16 protein-coding genes are annotated in these 20,813 nt (G+C 29.2%); 6 read left to right on the plus strand and 10 right to left on the minus strand.

Annotation, left to right across the window (positions count from 1 at the left end; translation table 11 throughout):
- Position 1: 1 nt before the first annotated feature.
- From Q0J69_RS04270 to Q0J69_RS04280, 3 genes are read left to right on the plus strand one after another with little or no spacing between them, the layout of a single operon-like run.
- The gene (locus Q0J69_RS04270; RefSeq protein WP_297204601.1) at positions 2–2,173 is read left to right on the plus strand and encodes an alpha-hydroxy-acid oxidizing protein; all 2,172 of its coding nucleotides are present in this window, start codon (positions 2–4) and stop codon (positions 2,171–2,173) included.
- Between the two features lie 8 nt (positions 2,174–2,181).
- A complete protein-coding gene (locus Q0J69_RS04275) occupies positions 2,182–3,210 on the plus strand; it encodes a hypothetical protein (protein ID WP_297204603.1) in 1,029 nt (342 codons plus the stop codon).
- Positions 3,211–3,228: 18 nt separating this feature from the next.
- Positions 3,229–4,590 (plus strand): tetratricopeptide repeat protein, encoded by a 1,362-nt coding sequence (locus Q0J69_RS04280; RefSeq protein ID WP_297204605.1) that lies wholly within the window; start codon positions 3,229–3,231, stop codon positions 4,588–4,590.
- A 103-nt stretch (positions 4,591–4,693) separates the two neighbouring features.
- On the opposite strand, the gene tsf is transcribed toward Q0J69_RS04280, so the two are convergent.
- Both tsf and rpsB read right to left on the minus strand, forming a co-directional pair.
- Positions 4,694–5,548 (minus strand): translation elongation factor Ts, encoded by an 855-nt coding sequence (gene tsf / locus Q0J69_RS04285; RefSeq protein WP_297204607.1) that lies wholly within the window; start codon positions 5,546–5,548, stop codon positions 4,694–4,696.
- Between the two features lie 42 nt (positions 5,549–5,590).
- Positions 5,591–6,403: a 30S ribosomal protein S2 gene (gene rpsB / locus Q0J69_RS04290; protein WP_297204608.1), complete on the minus strand. Its 813-nt coding sequence runs from the start codon at positions 6,401–6,403 to the stop codon at positions 5,591–5,593.
- Between the two features lie 313 nt (positions 6,404–6,716).
- Between rpsB and Q0J69_RS04295 the strand changes: the two genes are divergently transcribed.
- On the plus strand, positions 6,717–7,295 hold the full coding sequence (locus tag Q0J69_RS04295) for a GNAT family N-acetyltransferase (RefSeq protein ID WP_297204609.1): 579 nt from the start codon (positions 6,717–6,719) through the stop codon (positions 7,293–7,295).
- A gap of 36 nt (positions 7,296–7,331) precedes the next feature.
- Entirely contained in the window at positions 7,332–7,694 is a 363-nt protein-coding gene (locus Q0J69_RS04300; protein WP_297204610.1) for a methionine-R-sulfoxide reductase, read from the plus strand.
- Between the two features lie 266 nt (positions 7,695–7,960).
- On the opposite strand, the gene ahpC is transcribed toward Q0J69_RS04300, so the two are convergent.
- A complete protein-coding gene (ahpC, locus tag Q0J69_RS04305; protein WP_297204725.1) occupies positions 7,961–8,524 on the minus strand; it encodes an alkyl hydroperoxide reductase subunit C in 564 nt (187 codons plus the stop codon).
- A 244-nt stretch (positions 8,525–8,768) separates the two neighbouring features.
- Here ahpC and Q0J69_RS04310 point away from each other — a divergent pair, with 244 nt between their 5' ends.
- Positions 8,769–9,548 carry a DUF4253 domain-containing protein gene (locus Q0J69_RS04310; RefSeq protein WP_297204611.1) on the plus strand — a complete coding sequence of 260 codons (780 nt, stop codon included), beginning with the start codon at positions 8,769–8,771 and terminating at the stop codon, positions 9,546–9,548.
- Positions 9,549–9,610: 62 nt separating this feature from the next.
- Here Q0J69_RS04310 and Q0J69_RS04315 read toward each other — a convergent pair whose 3' ends face one another.
- From Q0J69_RS04315 to tyrS, 7 genes are all read right to left on the minus strand, one after another.
- Positions 9,611–10,561, minus strand: a complete 951-nt coding sequence (locus tag Q0J69_RS04315; protein ID WP_297204612.1) for an ROK family protein — start codon at positions 10,559–10,561, stop codon at positions 9,611–9,613.
- Positions 10,562–10,639: 78 nt separating this feature from the next.
- Positions 10,640–11,389, minus strand: a complete 750-nt coding sequence (locus Q0J69_RS04320; RefSeq protein WP_297204613.1) for an ankyrin repeat domain-containing protein — start codon at positions 11,387–11,389, stop codon at positions 10,640–10,642.
- Between the two features lie 117 nt (positions 11,390–11,506).
- Positions 11,507–12,541 carry an NADH:flavin oxidoreductase/NADH oxidase gene (locus Q0J69_RS04325; protein WP_297204614.1) on the minus strand — a complete coding sequence of 345 codons (1,035 nt, stop codon included), beginning with the start codon at positions 12,539–12,541 and terminating at the stop codon, positions 11,507–11,509.
- A 159-nt stretch (positions 12,542–12,700) separates the two neighbouring features.
- Positions 12,701–15,175: an ankyrin repeat domain-containing protein gene (locus Q0J69_RS04330; RefSeq protein WP_297204615.1), complete on the minus strand. Its 2,475-nt coding sequence runs from the start codon at positions 15,173–15,175 to the stop codon at positions 12,701–12,703.
- Positions 15,176–15,248: 73 nt separating this feature from the next.
- Positions 15,249–16,625: an ankyrin repeat domain-containing protein gene (locus Q0J69_RS04335; protein ID WP_297204616.1), complete on the minus strand. Its 1,377-nt coding sequence runs from the start codon at positions 16,623–16,625 to the stop codon at positions 15,249–15,251.
- A gap of 26 nt (positions 16,626–16,651) precedes the next feature.
- Entirely contained in the window at positions 16,652–19,582 is a 2,931-nt protein-coding gene (locus Q0J69_RS04340; protein WP_297204617.1) for an LPS-assembly protein LptD, read from the minus strand.
- A gap of 33 nt (positions 19,583–19,615) precedes the next feature.
- Positions 19,616–20,806, minus strand: a complete 1,191-nt coding sequence (gene tyrS / locus Q0J69_RS04345) for a tyrosine--tRNA ligase (protein WP_297204618.1) — start codon at positions 20,804–20,806, stop codon at positions 19,616–19,618.
- Between the last annotated feature and the right edge of the window lie 7 nt (positions 20,807–20,813).

Genomic DNA, 20,813 nt, shown 5'->3' on the forward strand with positions numbered 1-20,813 from the left:
GATGAAAGGCAAACGTATAATAATAATAGGAGCTGGACTATTGCAGGTTCCAGCTATACAAATCGCACAGGAAATGGGACTCTATACGATAGTTTTTGATTATAATAAAGATGCACATGGAATGAAAATAGCAGATCATCCAATGGTTGTATCCACTAGAGATGTTGATGGTAGTGTTAGGGCTGCCAGAGATTTAAGCAAAAAAATGGAAATTCATGGAGTTATTACTGTAGGAACTGATGCTTCTACAACTGTTGCTGCTGTTGCAAATGCTTTAGGTTTACCTGGAAACAGATTTGAAGATGCTTATGCTGCTTCAAATAAGATTAGAATGCGTGAGAGATTTAAGAAAAATAATGTTCCGCAGCCTGATTTTTTCCCAGTATGGAATTATGAAGAGGCTATGGAGGCATATAAGCATTTAAATAAGCCTGTTGTTGTTAAACCTGCTGATAATATGGGGGCAAGAGGAGTAATGAAAGTAGCTAATGAAAATGATATATTAGCAGCTTTCAATAGAGCAAAAAGTGCATCGCCTTCTGGAGAGGTTATAATAGAAGAGTTTATGGACGGACCTGAGCTTTCTATTGATATGCTTATATATAATGATGAAATACATGTTACTGGTGTTGCTGACAGGATAATAGAATTTCCTCCATTTTTTATAGAAACAGGACATATTATGCCTTCTGCTTTGGAAAAAGAAAAGATAGAAGATGCTGTAAATGTAATGAAGCATGGAATAAAAGCACTGAATTTAAAGATTGGTGCTGCAAAAGGTGATATAAAAGTAACTAAAAATGGTGCTATGGTTGGAGAAATTGCTGCTAGACTTTCAGGCGGATTTATGAGTGCATATACCTACCCTCTTTCTACTGGTGTAAATTTGATAAAAAATGCAATAGAGATAGCACTAGGCAACCCTCCAAGCGATTTAAAACCAAAATGGAATAAAGTTTCTGTAGAAAAAGCATTTCTTCCTGGAACCGGCATAATAGAATCTATAGACGGTGTTGAAAATGCCAAAAAAATAGAAGGCGTTAAAGAGGTATTCATAAAAACGAAAGCAGGAGATATATTAGTTACGCCTACTAATAACTTGGAAAAAGCTGGAAATATTATAACTGTAGGAAGTACAAGGGACGAAGCAATAGCAATAGCAAATAAAGCTATGAGTGCTGTTCATTTTAGGCTTACCGATGAAAAAAATATAACAATAGAAGAAATTAAAAGAATTGCTCAGGAAAAACTTGCATCCAAACATGATGCAGGATATATATTCAAAATTAATGCTGATGAAAAAACAGGATTATCCAATTATTGCTTTACTCCAAGTATTATACATGAAGAAAAAGATGTAAATTTAGAAACTACTCTATTTAATATGCATGTATCCCAGCCTATAATAATAGATACCATTCATAATTTGAAAGAAGTGATAGACGGAATTATAGATATAAGAGAATATTATGAAATATTAATGGATACAGCCTCAAACTGCGAGGTATTAACTATATTGAATGACTTTAATAATGAAGAATTGTTTGAATTATCTATAAGAACTATTAAAGGAAATAAAAGAGGAATAATAATGCTTGATGCTAATAATCCTCAGGAAGTGTTATCTCAGAGATTAAGAGAAGCTGAAAAAAACGGTGCATGTGCTGTAGGTATAGATTTCTCATATTGCTATAATTTGAACTATTTAAATAAAGTATATATAAAAAGTGAAAAAGAATTATCTAAAATGATAAAACAAATAGATATACCAGTAATAATAAAAGGCATATCAAGCGATAATGATATTCATAATGCTAATTCATCTCATGCAAATAGTATATATTTTTCAAATAATAACAAGTATGCATTAAAAGGTATAGAAAAAGTTGCCGATACTATAAATAGAGTGGCGTTTAATTTGCATAATAATCATAAAATGCAAATAACCATACTTGCAGAATCCCCTAGATATGGAGCTGATGCCTTTAAATATTATACATTGGGAGCTAATGCTGTTTGCGTAACAGAAGAAAGTTTTATTGCGGCTATAAGTAAAGGCAGAAAAGGGCTGGAATATGTTCTATACTCCAATAGATTAGAGCTAGAAAAGATTATGAAAGTATTTGGACAAGCTGCTCCTAAGTATGATAATACAATATGGCATAAAAATTAGGTAATTATATGGAAGCTAAACAAATAAACTTATCAAAATCATATATATACGGCTTTTTTGCTGCTATGATAAGTACATTAATATACAGTGCTGTTATTATACCTATTTATATACTTCTTATATCATCAAATCAGCAAAATTTTATGGTGTATTTATTGTATGCTCTTGATGTATGGGTATGGATATGGATTGGAATATCTATATTATATGCTTTTATAATAGTATTAATGCAGCCTACAAAAACATATAGTTCTTTGAGTAAAACTATAGAAAATTTGCTTTTCTTTATAGTTACATCATTAATAATAATACTATCACTTAGTTATGTACCAGAAATACAAAAACTTTTATATAAAAAGGATTATAGTTTTTATACTTCTATACTATCTGTAGGATTATTTTTCATATCAATACAGTTAGCATACAGTATGAAAAAATTGATTATATTCATGTATAAAACTATATTATATAATTTGGGATATAGTATAGAAGATGAAATATTAGATGATGAAGAAGATGAGAATAATTATCAAGTTACAAAAGTAAAAAATTCAGAATATGAAATATTTTCTAATACTATAAAAAATATTATAGCATTTTCTCAAAGATATAAGCATGCTATCGGAGTAATAGCATTCAAAATATCAAATTATGAATCAATAATTGAAGATTTTGGAGAGGAAGGATACAATAAGATTCAAGAGGAACTTATTAAAGCAATAAAGAAAAATGCCAGAATAGGTGAAAATCAGTGTTTAGTTAAAGAAAATATTATATACTCTATGATATATGCTAATGAAGAGGAATCTTGGAAAGCTACTAAAAGATATTATAAGGCATTAAAAAATTATAACTTTGAATATAATGGTGAAAGCATGGATATTAATATATCTATGGCTGTAAGCGGATTTGATTTTTCAAATAATAAATCAAATAAAATGTCTGTTTATGTTATAAAAGACAATTTGATGAAAAAAATCAAAGATGCTTTAACTGAATCAGAAGAAACTGGAAGTCCAGTTATATATTATGAATAATAAAAAGGGAAAAGAATCGTGGAAGCTTCATTAATTGTAATATTAGTGCTAATAGTTTTATTAGGTTTTGCAACTAACTATGTTATAAAAAGCGGGTCATACCCTATAAAACTCAAAAAAATTGTTCAGGCTTATAATGAAGAAAATTATGATGTAGCCATGAGAGAGATTAATACTTTAGACCCTAAATATAAGAAAGATACTAATATATTATGGATGAGTGCTAATATGTATTATAAACAGCAGCAATATATACTCGCTATGGCGGCACTGCAGAATATGATAGATGGAGCATATTTCTCTAAAGAATTAACAGAGTTAACTGTAAGAGAATTTTTAGCAAAGATATATGAACAGACAGGAAATACCAAAAAAGCAATAGATGAATATGATATGATAACAAAAATAAGAGATAATGATTACGACTCTCTATTTAAAGCAGGAAGCGTATGCTATCAATACGGAGAATGGGTGCAGGCTCAAAAATACCTTTCATTAGCCGTAGCACATAATGACAGCAATCCGCAGTTATTATATATGTTGGCATATTGTTTCTATAAAATACGTTCATACCATGCTGCTCAGCAGAATATAGAAAAGGCTATTGCTTTAGATTCTTCTAATGCTCAGTATCACCTATTGCTTGGTGAAATATTATCAGCAAGCAGGGATTTCCAAAATGCCATTAAAGAATTGGAAATTGCTTATGACAGTAATGAAATATCAGATAAGGATGCTATATCCTTAAATCTTGCCAATTCATATTATGAGCTTGGAAATTATACTAAAGCAAGAGAGTATTACGGACAGGTATTGAACAAAGAAAATGTACCAAATGAAAAAGTTGTAGATGAAAGATACAGATATGCAGAAACTTTAGTTAAAAATAAACAGTTTGAGGCTGCTGTAAAACAATGGGAAATAATTAAGTCTGTTAGAAATATATATTTGGATGTTGATCAAAAATTAAAAACATATAGTTCTATTATTGCCAACAATGCATTCAGAACTGCTTTGGAAATGGATATTATAGAATATTTGGAAAAATATTTCTATAGAATATTAACATTGAATGGATATGTAGTTACAGATCATACTAAGAAATCTGATACATTGGTATTCTTTGTTACTATTAAGAAATTTGGTTCTGAAGGACAGTCATATAAGAGTACATTTGCTTTAGATACTTCAGGATATCCTATGCGACAGGAAACAGTGGATCAATTTATGGAATATGCAAGAGTATATAAGAGTGCTCACTCATTCTTAATAAGTATAGGTGATTTTGCCCCTAACTTAAAAATTGATGATACTGTAATGATCATAGAACCAGAAAGATTTGAAGCTATCATTGAAGGTGTTATATCATTCAGCGATTAATGTAAGTTAAGATTAGCTCATTTATTATACTCTATTATAAAAAAGGTTATGATATTTATTATCATAACCTTTTTTAGATAAAAGCATATCAAATATTATTTTATTATAAACCTAAAGAAATTATTACAAAGTTTTTGATACTAGCATTAGAACCAGATTCTTTAGAAATTTTATCTATTAAACTTTTAATAGAGATTTTATTGTCAGTAAATAATTTTTGGTCTATAAGAACGGACTCAGAATACCAAGAACTCATTTTACCATCAACTATCTTTTCTATCATATTTTCTGGTTTTCCAGCTTCTCTTACTTGCTTTTCAAATATTTCTTTTTGTTCTTTTACAGCATTAGGATCTATGCCCTCTCTGTTTAATGCTAAAGGTTTTTCACTAGCAACATGCATAGCAATTTGATCTGCTATTTCAATACATTTTCCTTTAGGCTTAACATCGAATTCAACCACAGCAACAAGTTTATTATTGAAGTGAGCATAAGTACCAAAGAAACCATCTGTTTTCATAACTTTAGCTTCAGCAAGTACTGTTTTTTCACCCCATTTCTGTATGCCTTCATTAATCATACCTTGAATAGTATCCCCATTAGGACCTTTAGCATTTAAAAGTGCATCTACAGAAACTTCATCAAGTCCCATAGCAGTATTAGATATAGCTTTAGCTAAATTAATAAATAATTCATTTTTAGCAACGAAATCTGTTTCGCATTGAAGTTCTATACAAGCAGCTTTAGTTCTGTCATCATTAACACAAAAACCTATAGAACCTTCTTTAACTGTACGTTCATTTTTTTTAGCAGCAACAGCCGCACCTTTTTCTTTAAGAAGGCGAATAGCCTTATCCATATCACCATCAGTTTCCTGAAGAGCCTTTTTACAATCCATTATACCAACGCCTGTACGCTCTCTAAGTTCTTTGATAGTGTCCATACTAATATTTGCCATTAAATTTATCCTTTATATTATTTTTTATATTATTTTTAATAATTAATTATCATCTTCCTCAGAAACACCATACTGTTCAGCAATAGCTTCAGCAGCCTCTGTAGCACTGTTATCATAAACTTCTTCGGCTATTTCAGAAGATGCTTCTGTTTTAGATAATGTTTCTTTTCCAGCCTCATTTTGTCCTTCTATAACAGCAGAAGCAACAACACCTGCAAATAAACTAATAGCTCTGATAGCATCATCATTACCTGGTATTGGGTGATCAATTACTTCTGGGTTACAATTAGTATCTACTACAGCAACTACAGGTATTCCTAGTTTTCTAGCCTCGCTTACAGCAATAGCTTCCTGCATTGGATCTATTACAAAAAGCATATCTGGTAAGTTTTCCATATCTTTTATGCCAGCAAAGTTTTTCTCTAATCTTTCTTTTTCTTTAAGAAGTAAAATAACCTCTTTTTTAGGTAATTTATCGAATGTGCCGTCAACTTCTTCTTTTTCTATTCTTTTAAGTCTAGCAATACTTTTTTTGATAGTAGCAAAATTTGTAAGCATACCGCCAAGCCAGCGATTATTAACATAGTACATATCGCATTTTTCAGCAGCTTCTTTTATACTTTGCGAAGCTTGTTTTTTAGTTCCTACAAAAAGAACATTTCCTCCGTTTCTAGCCATTTCTTTAACAGCATCATAAGCTTTTTTAACATAAGTTAAAGTTTTCATAAGGTCAATGATATAGATATCATTTCTCTCTTGGAAAATAAATGGTTTCATTCTAGGATCCCATTTTCTAGTTGGGTGTCCGAAATGTACGCCTGCCTCTAAAAGGTCTTTCATAACTGGTAATGACATAATCATATCCTTTAAAATAAAAATAGAGTACCGACTACGGCACCCTATCCATAAATTTCATACATTATTAAAAAACATTAGTATTATAAAAATCATAATGCTTTGATTACTTAAAAATTAAAGTAACAACGTCTTTTTTATATTCTATAAAAGGATGAATAATTTAAGAACGTTTTGCTATTATGGAAAAGTTTACCAATATAATCGGTTTAATAGATGGTATCATATAATAAAAAAAAGTCAATACTATAACCTATTTAAATATTGAAAACTAGAATAAATTATATATAATATTATTATGGGATGGAATAAAATGAAAGTAAGATTAGCGAATACTGAAGATACTTTGTCAATATTAAAAATATATTCCCAATATATTGAAACATCTGTAACATTTGAATACAAACTTCCAACAGAAGAAGAGTTCAAAAAAAGAATAGAAAATATAACTCAAAAATATCCGTATTTAGTATGCGAAGATGAAAACGATAAAAATAAAATAATAGGATATGCTTATGCTAATAAGTTTATGGATAGAGAGGCATATAACTGGAATGCTGAACTGTCAGTATATATAGATAATTCAAACACTTCTAAAGGCATAGGAAAAAAATTATGCTTTATAATTATAGAAATTTTAAAGTATCAAGGAATAAAAAATATATATTCTAAAGTTACAATACCAAATGATAAAAGTGAAAAACTGCATTATTCATTAGGCTTTAATCTTATAGGAACTTATCATAATGCAGGATATAAAAATAATAATTGGCATGATGTAGGAATATTTGAAAAAGAAATATACTCAAATATTGATAAACCTAAAGATATTATAAATATAAAAGAAATTTCAAATGATAAAATAAAAAATATTATAAATAGTTTTTTATAATTTTAAATCAAATAAAAAGGAGATTAAGAATATATTATGGAAAAAAGAGAACTTACAGAAGAAGAAAAAAATGTTATTATATTTAAAGGAACAGAATATCCATTTACAGGAGAGTATAATGACTTTTTTGAAGAAGGTATTTATTGCTGCAAACAATGCGGTGCTGAGTTATACCGTTCAGAAGATAAGTTTAAATCTCATTGCGGATGGCCTAGTTTTGATGATGAGATAAAAGGGGCTGTAAGACGTTCTTTAGATGCAGACGGATATAGAATAGAAATCACATGCAACAACTGCGGAGGACATTTGGGGCATGTATTTCAAGGAGAACATCTTACAGATAAAAATACAAGGCATTGTGTAAACTCTATATCATTAATATTTAAACCCAAAAAATAAAATTATATTACGGTATAATTATTAAAAATTAAAATATTAGACTTGTTTTAAAACTACTTGATAAGATTATATATGAAAATTATTTAAAATTATAAATGTAACATTTTCATTTATCCATTAAAAAAATAATCATAGATAGTTACTCTAAATACAAAGGAATCTATCCGAAAATTTTTTATCATTTGTATAATTAAAAAATATAATATATAACAAAAAAAGGACATATAAAATTAATTATATGCCCTTTTAATTTATGGTATTATAATTTATAGTTTACCAACTAAATCAATTCCTGGTTTTAATGTTTTAGCACCTGGTTTCCATTTAGCAGGACAAACTTCACCGCCATGTTCAGCTACATATTGAGCAGCCTGTACTTTACGTAATAATTCATTAGCATCTCTTCCAATACCCATATCATGTACTTCATAAGCTTTAATTAATCCTTCTGGATTTACAATGAAACTGCCGCGTAATGCTTTTCCTTCTTCTTCTACATATACTTCAAAAAATCTAGCTAATACTCCTGTTGGATCTCCTAGCATTGTATATTTAAGATTTTTAATTGTTTCAGTAGCATCAGCCCAAGCTTTATGTACAAAGTGTGTATCTTCAGAAACTGAATATACTTCACAATTAATTTTCTTTAATTCATCATAAACTGTTCCTAAATCAGCTAATTCTGTAGGACATACAAATGTAAAGTCTGCAGGATAGAAAAAGAATACACTCCATTTACCTAATACATTTTTTGTTTCAACTGTTTTAAACTCTCCGTTTTGATATGCTTCTACTTTAAAATCTACAAGTTTCTTATTAATTAAGCTCATCATATAACTCCTTTTATTCATGTTTGTATATTCTAACAATATACTATATAATACTTTTTGTCAAGTAGAAAATATTATAAAATGATAAAAATTACCAAAAAAAATAAAAAGCATTATTAATAATTCATATATACTCAAAAACTATAAATTAAATTTCACCATATTCTCAAATAATCTTATAACTAGAAATAATTGACAATTTAATATATATTATTAAATAATCAAAATATCTTGGAGAAAACGTATGAATGAAGACATAAAATTTATAACAGATTTTTTAAAATGCGATTATGAAATACTTGAAGGCGGACTTGAAGATGATAGTAAAATAATGAATTGGTATAAAGAAAATTTGGAAAAAGGGAAAAAAGAAGGATATACTCCTCTAATTATAATACCTACAGATACATTAAGTGAACAGTTATATTTTTTTTTGGAAGATAATGACTGCGAAATTGAAGATTCAAGAAAATTCATTTCAGAATATATAGAAAAATCCAAAGAAATAGATTATAAACAATATTTAAATCAGAATATTGAAGATATTTATGATGATAAAGAGTATATCGAAGAAATAAAAAAATCATTCAATGCTCCTATAGCAGAAGATTTTGAAGTATTTGATAGTTTTGGTTCTTATTATGATTATAAATCTTATTATGATTCTAAAATAGAAAAAACTGTTGATTTAATATTAGCAAAAATTCCTACTACAAATCCTTATGAATTGGCATGCTATATACCTATGGGCGGATTCAATGACTGCCCTAACCCTGAAACTCAAGCCGCTATTTTCAAATATTGGTATAAAAAATATAATGCCTATCCTGCGGTAGTAGGTTATGATACTTGGGAGCTTTTTGTAGAAAAACAGCCTCAAACAGAAAAAGAAGCTAGAGAACTTGCTATAGAGCATTATTATTTTTGTTTGGATAGGGTTGATCAATATAGCGAAAATTATGATATTGGAAAATTAGCAGGTACATTATTAAAATCAAGTGTTTGGTATTTTTGGTGGGATTAATAAAAACAAATATAAAATAAAAGCCTATACTAAAATAGTATAGGCTATTAATTCTTATTTTATCATTTAAAAAATAAAGCTGCACATCCAAAAACACCTGCATCATTACCCAAAGAAGCAGGTTTTATTTCAACATTATTAACCATCATTCTAAGTCCGTAATTTCTAACACCTCTTTTAATATGCTCTATCATCATATCAAAATCCCTGCATAATCCCCCTCCTATAAGAACTAAATCCAAATCAAGCATATTCAAAGCCTGTGCTATAGACATGCCTAAATAATATGAGCATTCAGCAATAGTTTCTTTAGCAAGAATATCACCCTCTTTAGCCGCATCAAATAAAGCCTTAGCTTTTCCAGTGTCCAATTTTTCATAAGTTAAAGATGTAGGAATAACGCCTTTATGTATCTTTTGTTTAGCCATAGCAATAAAACCAGTAGCAGATGCATAACGCTCAATACATCCGCTTGAACCGCAGTTGCATTTATCTCCATCAGGTACTACAGATACATGTCCGATTTCTCCAGCACCTCCTAAAGAACCAGTAAATAATTTTCCATTAAGAACTAATCCTCCTCCTACCCCAGTACCTAAAGTAACAAGCATTACAGACTGATAATCTCTTTCCTTTCCCGTACCATATTTAGCCTCTCCTAATGCCGCCATACTAGCATCATTAGCAGTTTGTGTAGGAAGATTAAATCTATCGCCTATATCAGAAAATTTTAATCCTTTAAGACCAGGTATATTTTCAGCTCCTCCAATATGTAAAGTATCTCTATTCATAACACCAGGACAATCTATACCTAAACCTACGGCTTTATATCCATCTGGTATATTATTTTTTAATTTTTCTACAAACCACGATATAGCTTCTTTATGCTCTTGAGTATTATAACTAGGATTTACATCATAATTATCTTTATATAAAATATTTCCGCTTTCTTCTATAACTGCCCCCTTCATAGAAGTTCCTCCAATATCTATTGCTATAACAACATCTTTCATGCGATTTTCCTCCTAGTTATATAACTTTTTATATTATAATTTTAGTATTAAGAATAAAAATTGTCAATATTATAAAATTTATCTCACCGCTCCATTTTTTATTAAAATCTCAGCCATTTTATAATTTTTATTCTCTTCTGCCATGGTTAATGCTGTTTTATTATAATTATTTCTTTTATTAACATCCGCACCGCTTTTTATAAATATCTCTGCAAAATTTCTATAATCTAAAATAGCAGCATACATTAAAGCAGTATAACCATGAATATCCTGAATATTAATATCAGCTCCTAAATCAATAAATGTATTAATCATATCAGCATCTGCACTATTTAAAACATTATACATTAAAGCAGTTTTACCATCCAAGTTTTGTGCATTAATATCAGCACCATATTCTAAAAGCAGTTTTATAATATCAGCACTGCTGTTTGCAGAATACATTAAAGCTGTAGATTTATAATTATCTGTTATATTAATATCAGCCTTATACCATAAAAGCATCTCTATTATATCATACTCCTCCAACTGGCATGCATACATCAAAGACGTCTTACCGCTGTCATTTTTCATATCAGGATTAGCATTATTTTTTAATAATAACTCCAGTATATATATATTTCTATTAAGTACAGCATGCATTAAAGGAGTTACTCCGTACTTATCGCATATATCAACATTAACATTTTTTTCATTTAATATCCTTCTAACCATAACAACATTTGAAGTTTCAGCAGCCATAAGCAAATCATTTTCATCCTGAGTAAATGTATATATGACAGAATATATACCAATAAATAAAACAAATATAATAAATAATTTTTTCATATCTATATATAATAGAAATAATATATTATTATTTCTATTATTAACAAGACAATAAAAAAGCCCAATTATACAAATAATGCATAATTAGGCTTGAATATGCTAATAAAATATATTTAATTATCTTTTAGCCATTTCATATTGTTTAGGGAATGGAACATCTATACCTAAAGTTCTAGCAGCCTGCAATGCCCAATAAGGATTTCTTAACATTTCTCTTCCTATATAAATAGCATCAGCAGCTCCGTTTCTTACCATCATATTAGCCATTTTAGGATCATATATAAGTCCTCCGCCTATGCAAGGAACTTTCATATATAGTTTTAATTCTCTGCAGAAAGGAACTTGATATCCGTCATAAGGAATAATTTTACCGTCAGCAGTAACAGCACCTGTACTAACATTGATAGCATCAAATAATCCTTCATCTTCTAAAGGTTTTAACATATCAGCAAAATCTTTTACAGTATTTCCGCCTTCTTTCCAGTCATAAGATGATATTCTTATCTGTATAGGATAATCTTTGCCTACAGCTTCTTTTCCTTTTCTTAAAATATCTTCTAATATTTTAGCCCTGTTTTTTCCGTATTCATCAGTTCTTTTATTTGATAATGGTGATAAGAAAGTAGAAATCAAATAACCATGAGCAGCATGAACTTCTATCATATCAAAACCAGCTTTTTTAGCTCTAACAAATGCTTTAACAAATGCATCAACAACTTCATTAATATCATCTTTAGTCATTTCAACTGGCGTTCTGTATTTATCATTAAATGCTATAGCACTAGGAGCATATATTTTATCAATTTTTACAGATTCACATTTTCTTCCAGCATGGTTAATCTGTATAGCAGCAGCAGCTCCATTATCTTTAATAGCTTTAACAAGTTTGCTTAAACCATCAATATATTTATCATCCCATATAGCTAAGTCATTATCAGTAATAGAACTTACATAAGGAAGTACTCCAGTAGCTTCAACAATAATAAGTCCTGTTCCTCCTATAGCTCTTGTAGAATAATGCTGAATATGCCAATCATTAACATATCCGTCCTCAGCACTGTACATACACATTGGAGGCATTACTACACGGTTTTTTATTTCAAGATTACCTATTTTTAAAGGTGTAAAAAGATTACTTTTTTCTGGCTTCATTTCAAAACTCCTTCAAATATTATGATTTTTCATACTACTATATAGTATATACAAGATGTAATATATTTCAATTTCACAATATAATTAATTTACAGATATATAATATATAATTATATGTGATTATCAAAAAACAAAACAATTATAATACATATCAAACATTTACTGCTTTAATAAATCTGATGCTGTTATGCCTGCATTATTTTCTATATCCATTTTTGCTCCGCGTCTTACAAGTAAATTTACAGTACTATTATAGCCTTTTTCTATAGCATAATGCAAAGGAGTATTGCCGTCATTATCCTGAGCATTAATACTCAAAAAGGTATTAGATAAATAATATGATATAGCCTCATCATTTCCGTACATAGCAGCATAATGGATGACAGTTCTTCCGCTTAATGATTTTTCTCTAGTTAAACTAGCATCTTTTGTAAGTAAAAAGTGTATCATATCAGGATTACAAAAAGCTGAAGCATAAAATAAACTGCTGTATCCGTTATAATCTTTTTTTCTTGTATCCGCTCCGTTTTCTATAAGCAAGTTTACAGCATTAGTATTTCCTTTATATACGGCATACTGCAATGGAGTTGTTCCATTAAATAATACTTCTCCGCTGAAATTTTTTCCTTTCAGAGAATAAGTATTAGAATAATTATTTAAAGGCATTTCTATGTCAATATTGCTGAAACTTAGAAGTGCTTTTACAGCTTCAAGTTTATCATAGTTAATAGCATAAAGCAAAGGAGTAAAACCTTCTTTATTTTTAGAATTTATATTAACACCATTTGAAACTGCTTTTAATATACCAGCTATATTATCATTGTATATAGCATCAAAAATAGATTTGTTTGCCTCATAAATTTCAGAATAATCATCATCCGTATCAGGTTCTACATAATCATCATCCAAACTGCCCTCATCGCTATACTCGTATATTAAATCATCAGCAAAGGCAACTCTAACCTCATTAAATTCATTATTGTTAAAATTATATGAATTGGCATCATTATTTTGTTCAGTATCATTATAAGGAATAGTATTATTATTAAATGAATTTGTAATACTTTCTATACTCTCTATACCATCTTCATATAATAAATCAGAAGCTGTTTTGCCGTCATAATTTTTTATAGTATAATCGGCACCTTTTAACAGTAAAAATCTGTATGTATTACTGTTATGATTTTTTACAGCCAAATGCAAAGGAGTATTACCGTCAATATTCTGAGCATTTATATTTATAGGAGTTCTATTCATAAGCGCAGTCAAAGTATTAGTATTTCCTAATAATGCGGCATTATGTAAAGGAGTATCACCATATATATCAACAACTCTATAAGAATTGCTGCTGTAATTTAAAAGCGTATCAATAACTTCAGCATTTGCATAGCTGGATGCATACATTAAAGCATTATTTCCTAAACTATCTTTTCTGCTTATATCTGCTCCGTATTTTAAAAGAGTATTTATTATATTAGTATTGCATTTGAATATTGCATACTGCAAAGGACTTGCATCTCCCAAATATACATTGCCTGTAAACTCTGCCCTGCTTTCATCAAAATATACTTCGTATGCAGGCATAAAAGAAGTTTCTATATTTATAATATTAGTATTATCAATTCTATATTTTAAAAGTTCATTAACCATATCGTCTTTACCAAGATGTATAGCGTAAGTGAGAGGAGTTTCATAAGCTATAATCACAGAGTTCATATTAAAATTAGAATACATCATTATATTTCTTAAAGTATTAATATCTGATGCTTGAATAGTTTTAACAATAAGCATATTTTCTTCATAAGTATTTGTAAATGAATTATCATTATTGTTATCAGAATTATCACCTAAATCAACAGTAGAACTTCCTCCTGATAAAACATATTCTGGTTTTACTCCGTAATTATCTCCTATATCCTTATTAGCACCAAGTTTAATAAGAAGATTGTAAGCCTCTATTTTTCCATGATAAGCGGCATAATATAAAGCAGTACATCCGTTTATATCTCTGTCATTAATATTCATATTAACATTTTTAACTAAAAAATTTATATTTTCTAAATTATTAAGAGAAGCTGCATAATGAAGTCCATTAATATTGTCATTAGGAGTTTTGTCATTAACTAAAGTTCTATCTTTTACAAGAAGCATTCTTATAATATTGCCATTACCAAAACTGCATGCATACAAAAATACAGAAGTTCCTTCATTATCCCTAGCTTTAACATCAGCCCCTTTATCTATAAGCTGCTTAACTATTTTTGAATTAGCTTTGAATATAGCAAACATTAAAGGAGTAGCTCCTCCTATATTAAAGCTGTCGCCTTCGTATTTATTTATATTTGGATAATCTGCATATTCATTAGGAAGTTTATATTCTATATTAACATCTTTATACTCAAGCAATACTCTTATAGCCCTCTCATTACCGCATTCAATAGCATACAAAAGCGGAGTTAATCCTCTCTCATTTGTAGCATTTAAATCAATTTTATATCTTAAAAGATTTTTTAATTGTGCTTCATATTGATTTTCTTTTATGGCATTAAAAAATTCCTCTTCCTTTGAAGTAAGAGCAAATATATTTATACTAAAACAAATAATTAATATAACAGCATATAATATTTTTTTCATAATAAACCTTAATTCCTCCAGTAAACATAATTATACAGCTATAATTGATTAATGACAATATAAAAAATATGATTTATTTCAAAACATCAGCAGGTTTTAATCCGTCATTATTTGTAATACTTTTATCAGCACCCAATTTTAGAAGAAGTTTATATGCATCCTTCTTATTATTTGCTGCAGCATAATACAAAGCAGTCCATCCGTCATCATCCTGTGCATCTATATCTATTTTTAATCTCTCTACTAAATATTTAATATTTTCTAAATTATCGTAAACAACAGCCATCTGCAAAGCTGTGGAATTATTTTTGGTCTTTGTATTTATTAGTCTTCTATTCTTAGATAAAAGCCTTCTAAGTATATCAGGATTTCCAAAAGAAGCAGCATATAAAAAAGTACTCCACCCTTCTTCATCCCTAGCATTTACATTTGCCCCTTTTCTTATAAGCATATTTACTATATCATTATTGCCGCTGCTTTTAAATATGGCATATAAAAGAGGAGTGGATTTACCTATATAGATGGCATCTGCCTGATCATTAACTAAATGAGTAAAGTATCCTTCAGGAAGTTCTGCTTCTAAATTTATATCTCTATTTGCAAGAAGAAGTCTAACAGCATCAGGATTATTATTTTTTATTGCAAAATGCAAAGCACTTAATCCGTATCCGTCTTTTGTATTTATATTAGCACCAGAACGTATTAAATCTCTCATGCCTTTAATATTATTATCCTCTATAGCTTTTAATAAATCCCTGTCAATTTCTCTAATCTGATTAGCTTCATTCTCTAATTTTTTAGCTAAAACTTCTGAAGGTAAAACATCATTATTATCTCCTATATTAGTATCAGCCCCCAATCTTATAAGCAGATTATATGCCTCCATACTTTTAGAATTGGCAGCATGATAAAGTGAAGTCCATCCGTCTATATCCCTTTCATTTATATCTATATTAGAATTAGTGCATAAATACATTATCGCATCAAGATTATTATGATCGCTTGCTATATGAAGAGCATTAACATCAAATTCTGTTTTAGATTCAATCAAAGTTTCATCTTTTTCTACTATCAAAGAAAGTGTATTAATATCAGAAAAAGCAGCAGCATACATTATACTGTTCCAAGTTTTAAAATCTTTAATATTTAAATTAGCTCCGTTTTCTATTAAAAGCCTTGTTATATCTAAATTATTTTTATATATAGAATATAAGAGAGGAGTAGCCCCAGACAAATTATTATCATAATTATCAGGAAGCCTAACATTTAAGTCTATATTATTTGTTATAAGTTCCTTTATATACTCAATATCATTGTTATCTATAGCATCATATAATACACTTATTCCTCTGTCATTATTAATATTTATAAATGTTTCATTAGTATCTTCAATCTGCTGTGCATATATAAAAGAGTAAAAAAATAAAATTGCAAACAAAATTTTTTTCATAAAATAATCCTATTAAATACTATTTATTATGGTGTAACAGTAGTTGCAGCACTATCCTGTAAATCAGTAATTGTACTGTTAAGATCATATTCTTTTCTAGGCAAACCAACACCTGGAAAGTCTGTAAGAGTAAATTCAATCCAAAACTCCTTGTTCCAATAAATTCCTTTAACTGAACCGCTGGTAATATCTGAAGGGAGAGTAGAAGGTCTTACAGCAAAACTAGCCATTATTTGCCATCCGTCTAATTCATGCCAAATACTAGCCTCTATAGACTGCAGCTTAAATAAACTCTCTGTTCTTTTCTGAGAATTTTTGAAATTAAATGAGTCTATAATATCCCAAAACGGATTTACCCATGTTTCATTCTCTCTCTCAGCATAAGATTTTATATATCTGTAAGCCTTTTCATTAGCACTTGTAGTAGCTATTCTAAATTTCCATTGATCTATTACCTGCAACTCTATACCAAATGTAAATGCCGCTGTATTATATTTATAATTGATAAAATCATGCGTAAAAGCAAAACCAAAATACAAATTAAAATCATTAATAACACCATCAAAAAAAGGCTTCCTATTATTTTTTATAAGTATCCAATCTGTTATTTTTCCAAGAGGTATAGGAAAATGAAAGTATGAAGTAATACGATTAAGTGTTAAATTCGTACCAAGCATGTTTCTGGAAATATCATAAGATATATAAGACTGATTATAATAAAGCCTAGCTGAAGAACCAACCTCTGTGGTAAGCATATTGTTTGTAGAAAACTCCACTTCATAAAGCTGAGTTTCAGGGTTATATGTAGGTCTGAAATCGTATCCTGTTCTTATGAATGATTCCAAATTGAGATTTAAATCTGGAAGGAAAAATAAACTATATCCTGTACCTCCTACAGTCAATTTTGTGGTTAAATTATGAGAATTAAATTCCCCATTTTGAGAATTAAGAGAATCTGTATCAATATATTTTTCTTTAAATCTGTATCCTAAACTATAAGTTGTATCCCATCTTACAATAGGTTCAAAATAATGAGTAAAGTTATAAGGTAAAATATTATAAGGCAAAAACATAGAAAAGTTTACGCCTGCCCCCAATCCTAAATATGTATTATCCTTATCATAAATTAAATCTTCTGCTGAAGGATCAATACTATTTTGATAAGAATATTCTATATTAACGCTAGGTACAAATCTCAAAAAATCATTAGTAAAAGTTCTTGATAATCCGCCGTATAAATCTAAATAATCTCTTTCTGCAAGCTTATCATTTAATTGATCATCTAACATAGGATTATTATAAAAAGCAATACCTTCAGATGTTTTATAATTAATAGTATGATTATAGCTGGCTCTTAAATCATAATTTAATCTAAGATCTGGGAAATAATAAGAAGTTTCATCTCCGAATACTGAACTGTAGCTCGCTTCAATAGACGGCAGAACAAGTTTATAGGGTTTAGGCATATAATAATCAAAATTTGTATTAACATCAACCGATATATTTCTTACAGCTTCCAAATCCCATTCAGCACCTGCTTTTAAATTTACACCGTATATATTATTATTTATATAAACAGAATTTTCTATATAACTTTCAGGATAAGAATCTCCAATATCCTGCAAATTACCAGTAACTGAAGTGAAAAACGTCAATATATCAAAACGTCCTCTTTGATTATAAAAATCCGATTTAAAATATAAATCACTATTTAAATTTAACTTACCAGTAACATAACTATTAATATTTTCACTGCTGTATAATTGCAGAGTATGATCATATTCAAATTTATATCTAGGTACAAATTTACCTGACTGCCCGTTTGCAAAATAGTTAACATATCTAGTTCCATATCCTATGCTGGAAGTGATATATGAATCCAGCAAATAATACTGCCTTCCCAAAGCAAACATGGCATCTAAAGCAAAATCATTATATTGGCTTGTATATCTTATCTCGTCGCCTATTAAAAAACCTAATTTCTGATAAGCATCAAATCTTATTTTATGCTGAACACCATATATATCAAATATTTTAGAGTTCTGCATATATACGCCTTCTCTTAAGGATTCCCCAAATGAAGATATAATACCTGTACCCATATAGTTTTGCATAAACAAAGGAAAATAAAATACAGGCTGTCTGCCTACTCTGTAAATACTGTTAAATATCATCATTTTTTTAGTATCCCATAAATAAACACGGCTTGTTAAAAAATCATGGGCTACTGGTGTTAAACGTGAAAAGCTAACGCTGCTGTTTTCAGCAAAAAATCTTTCATCATTAAATTTAATTATATCGCCTTTAACTGTAAATACCTGAAACTTAGTACCGCCTCCGAATAGAACTCCCTTTTTATCATCTCTATTGAGCATGAACCATTCGCCAGTAAGAGTACTTTCACCTGCATTTACAGTCAAATTTCCAGCCGCAAAAACCTCACCTGTTTTTAAACTATAAACAACCTTATCAGCAATTAAAGTGTTATTATACATACGCATAGTAACATTGCCGTACAGCGATATAAGTTCCTCATCTGCTTCTTTTATCTCATAACGCTCTACAAAATCTGCTCCTATCAATTCAACTTGAGCTCCTCCCCTATTAATAGTTGTTCTTGCTACCTCCTTTACTTGCTCGCTGCCTGATACCATCTCTGCTTTAACATTAACCTGTCTTTCTATAATTCTTGCCCTTAAAGTTGCCTCTGTATCATAAGGATATATTTCTATGTTATTGACTCTAGCATATTCTCTAAGAACATAGAAAGGAGTAAAATTTACCAAATTAATAAATGATACTGGATTTCTTCTGGCATCAAATCTATTTATCTGCATTATTGCATTTTCACTTGCTGGAATATTATTATTTACCATATTAGTATTTATATTAGTATCCTGTGCATATAAACACACATTTAATATAAATAATGTAAATAATAATATTAAGATTCGCATTATATCCTCTAAAACTCAATTATCATTTTTATTTTAAGAAAATTTTATTTTAAAGAAATTGCGTTTGCCAACTTTTAAAATACCTTCTTTTGAAATTACAGAATTTATATCGCTGATCTTTTCATTATCTAAACTAACACTGCCTTGAGAAACAAGTCTTTTCAAATTAGATTTGCTTTCAGAAGACATGCAAACAGATAATATATTTAAAATATTATCATCCTTTTTAACTGCTACCTCTTCAATTTCATCAGGAAGTCCTTTAGAACTAAATATCCTTTTAAACTCTTCCTCAGCATTATTAGCCTCATCTTCTCCATGGTATATTTTTACTATCTCTTTAGCTAATATACCCTTTATGTTTCTAGGGTTTTCACCATTTTCCATAGACTTAACATAATCTTTAATATTCTCTATAGGTATATCAGTGAGAAGCTCCATATATTTAGATATTAAATTATCTGGTATGCTCATAGCCTTACCGTACATATCTTTAGCACTGTCATATATTCCTATATAATTACCAAGAGATTTACTCATCTTCTCAACACCGTCTAAACCTTCTAATAACGGCACAGTAATAACTGCCTGAGGTGATAATCCATACTCTTTCATTAAAGTTCTTCCAACAAGCAAATTAAACTTTTGATCATTTCCTCCAAGCTCAACATCGCATTCTAAGGCAACAGAATCATAGCCTTGAGCCAATGGATAAAGAAATTCCATCATACTTATAGGCTGACCATTTTTATATCTCTTAGCAAAATCATCCCTTTCTATCATCTGTGCTACCGTATATCTTGAAGTCAATCCCAATACATCGGCAAAACTCATTTTTTCAAGCCATTTTGAATTAAATTCAACTATCGTTTTTTCAGGGTCTAAAATTTTAAATACCTGCTGTTTATAAGTTTCAGCATTTTTTAAAACATCCTCTAAAGTAAGTCTTGGTCTTGTCTTAGTTTTTCCAGAAGGGTCACCTATTCTTCCTGTAAAATCTCCTATCAAAAATACAACCTTATGACCTAATAATTGAAAGTGTCGCATCTTTCTTAAAAGTACAGTATGTCCCAAATGTATATCAGGTGCTGTAGGGTCAAAACCTGCTTTTACTGTTAATTGTTTTCCATTTTTTAATTTTTCTTTTATCTCTTCAAGTCCTATAACTTCGCTTATACCGCGTGTAATTAATTCCATAGATTCTTCTACAGTATATTTTTCCATAATGATT

The organism is uncultured Brachyspira sp. (genome assembly GCF_944388875.1).
Classification (GTDB): domain Bacteria; phylum Spirochaetota; class Brachyspiria; order Brachyspirales; family Brachyspiraceae; genus Brachyspira.

What these genes read in the sequence shown, in the direction of transcription:
- Q0J69_RS04270 (WP_297204601.1), top strand. Translation starts at nt 2, where the DNA reads ATGAAAGGCAAACGTATAATAATAATAGGAGCTGGACTATTGCAGGTT.
- Q0J69_RS04275 (WP_297204603.1), top strand. Translation starts at nt 2,182, where the DNA reads ATGGAAGCTAAACAAATAAACTTATCAAAATCATATATATACGGCTTT.
- tsf (WP_297204607.1), bottom strand. Translation starts at nt 5,548, where the DNA reads ATGGCAAATATTAGTATGGACACTATCAAAGAACTTAGAGAGCGTACA.
- rpsB (WP_297204608.1), bottom strand. Translation starts at nt 6,403, where the DNA reads ATGTCATTACCAGTTATGAAAGACCTTTTAGAGGCAGGCGTACATTTC.
- Q0J69_RS04295 (WP_297204609.1), top strand. Translation starts at nt 6,717, where the DNA reads ATGAAAGTAAGATTAGCGAATACTGAAGATACTTTGTCAATATTAAAA.
- Q0J69_RS04300 (WP_297204610.1), top strand. Translation starts at nt 7,332, where the DNA reads ATGGAAAAAAGAGAACTTACAGAAGAAGAAAAAAATGTTATTATATTT.
- ahpC (WP_297204725.1), bottom strand. Translation starts at nt 8,524, where the DNA reads ATGAGCTTAATTAATAAGAAACTTGTAGATTTTAAAGTAGAAGCATAT.
- Q0J69_RS04310 (WP_297204611.1), top strand. Translation starts at nt 8,769, where the DNA reads ATGAATGAAGACATAAAATTTATAACAGATTTTTTAAAATGCGATTAT.
- Q0J69_RS04315 (WP_297204612.1), bottom strand. Translation starts at nt 10,561, where the DNA reads ATGAAAGATGTTGTTATAGCAATAGATATTGGAGGAACTTCTATGAAG.
- Q0J69_RS04320 (WP_297204613.1), bottom strand. Translation starts at nt 11,389, where the DNA reads ATGAAAAAATTATTTATTATATTTGTTTTATTTATTGGTATATATTCT.
- Q0J69_RS04325 (WP_297204614.1), bottom strand. Translation starts at nt 12,541, where the DNA reads ATGAAGCCAGAAAAAAGTAATCTTTTTACACCTTTAAAAATAGGTAAT.
- Q0J69_RS04330 (WP_297204615.1), bottom strand. Translation starts at nt 15,175, where the DNA reads ATGAAAAAAATATTATATGCTGTTATATTAATTATTTGTTTTAGTATA.
- Q0J69_RS04335 (WP_297204616.1), bottom strand. Translation starts at nt 16,625, where the DNA reads ATGAAAAAAATTTTGTTTGCAATTTTATTTTTTTACTCTTTTATATAT.
- Q0J69_RS04340 (WP_297204617.1), bottom strand. Translation starts at nt 19,582, where the DNA reads ATGCGAATCTTAATATTATTATTTACATTATTTATATTAAATGTGTGT.
- tyrS (WP_297204618.1), bottom strand. Translation starts at nt 20,806, where the DNA reads ATGGAAAAATATACTGTAGAAGAATCTATGGAATTAATTACACGCGGT.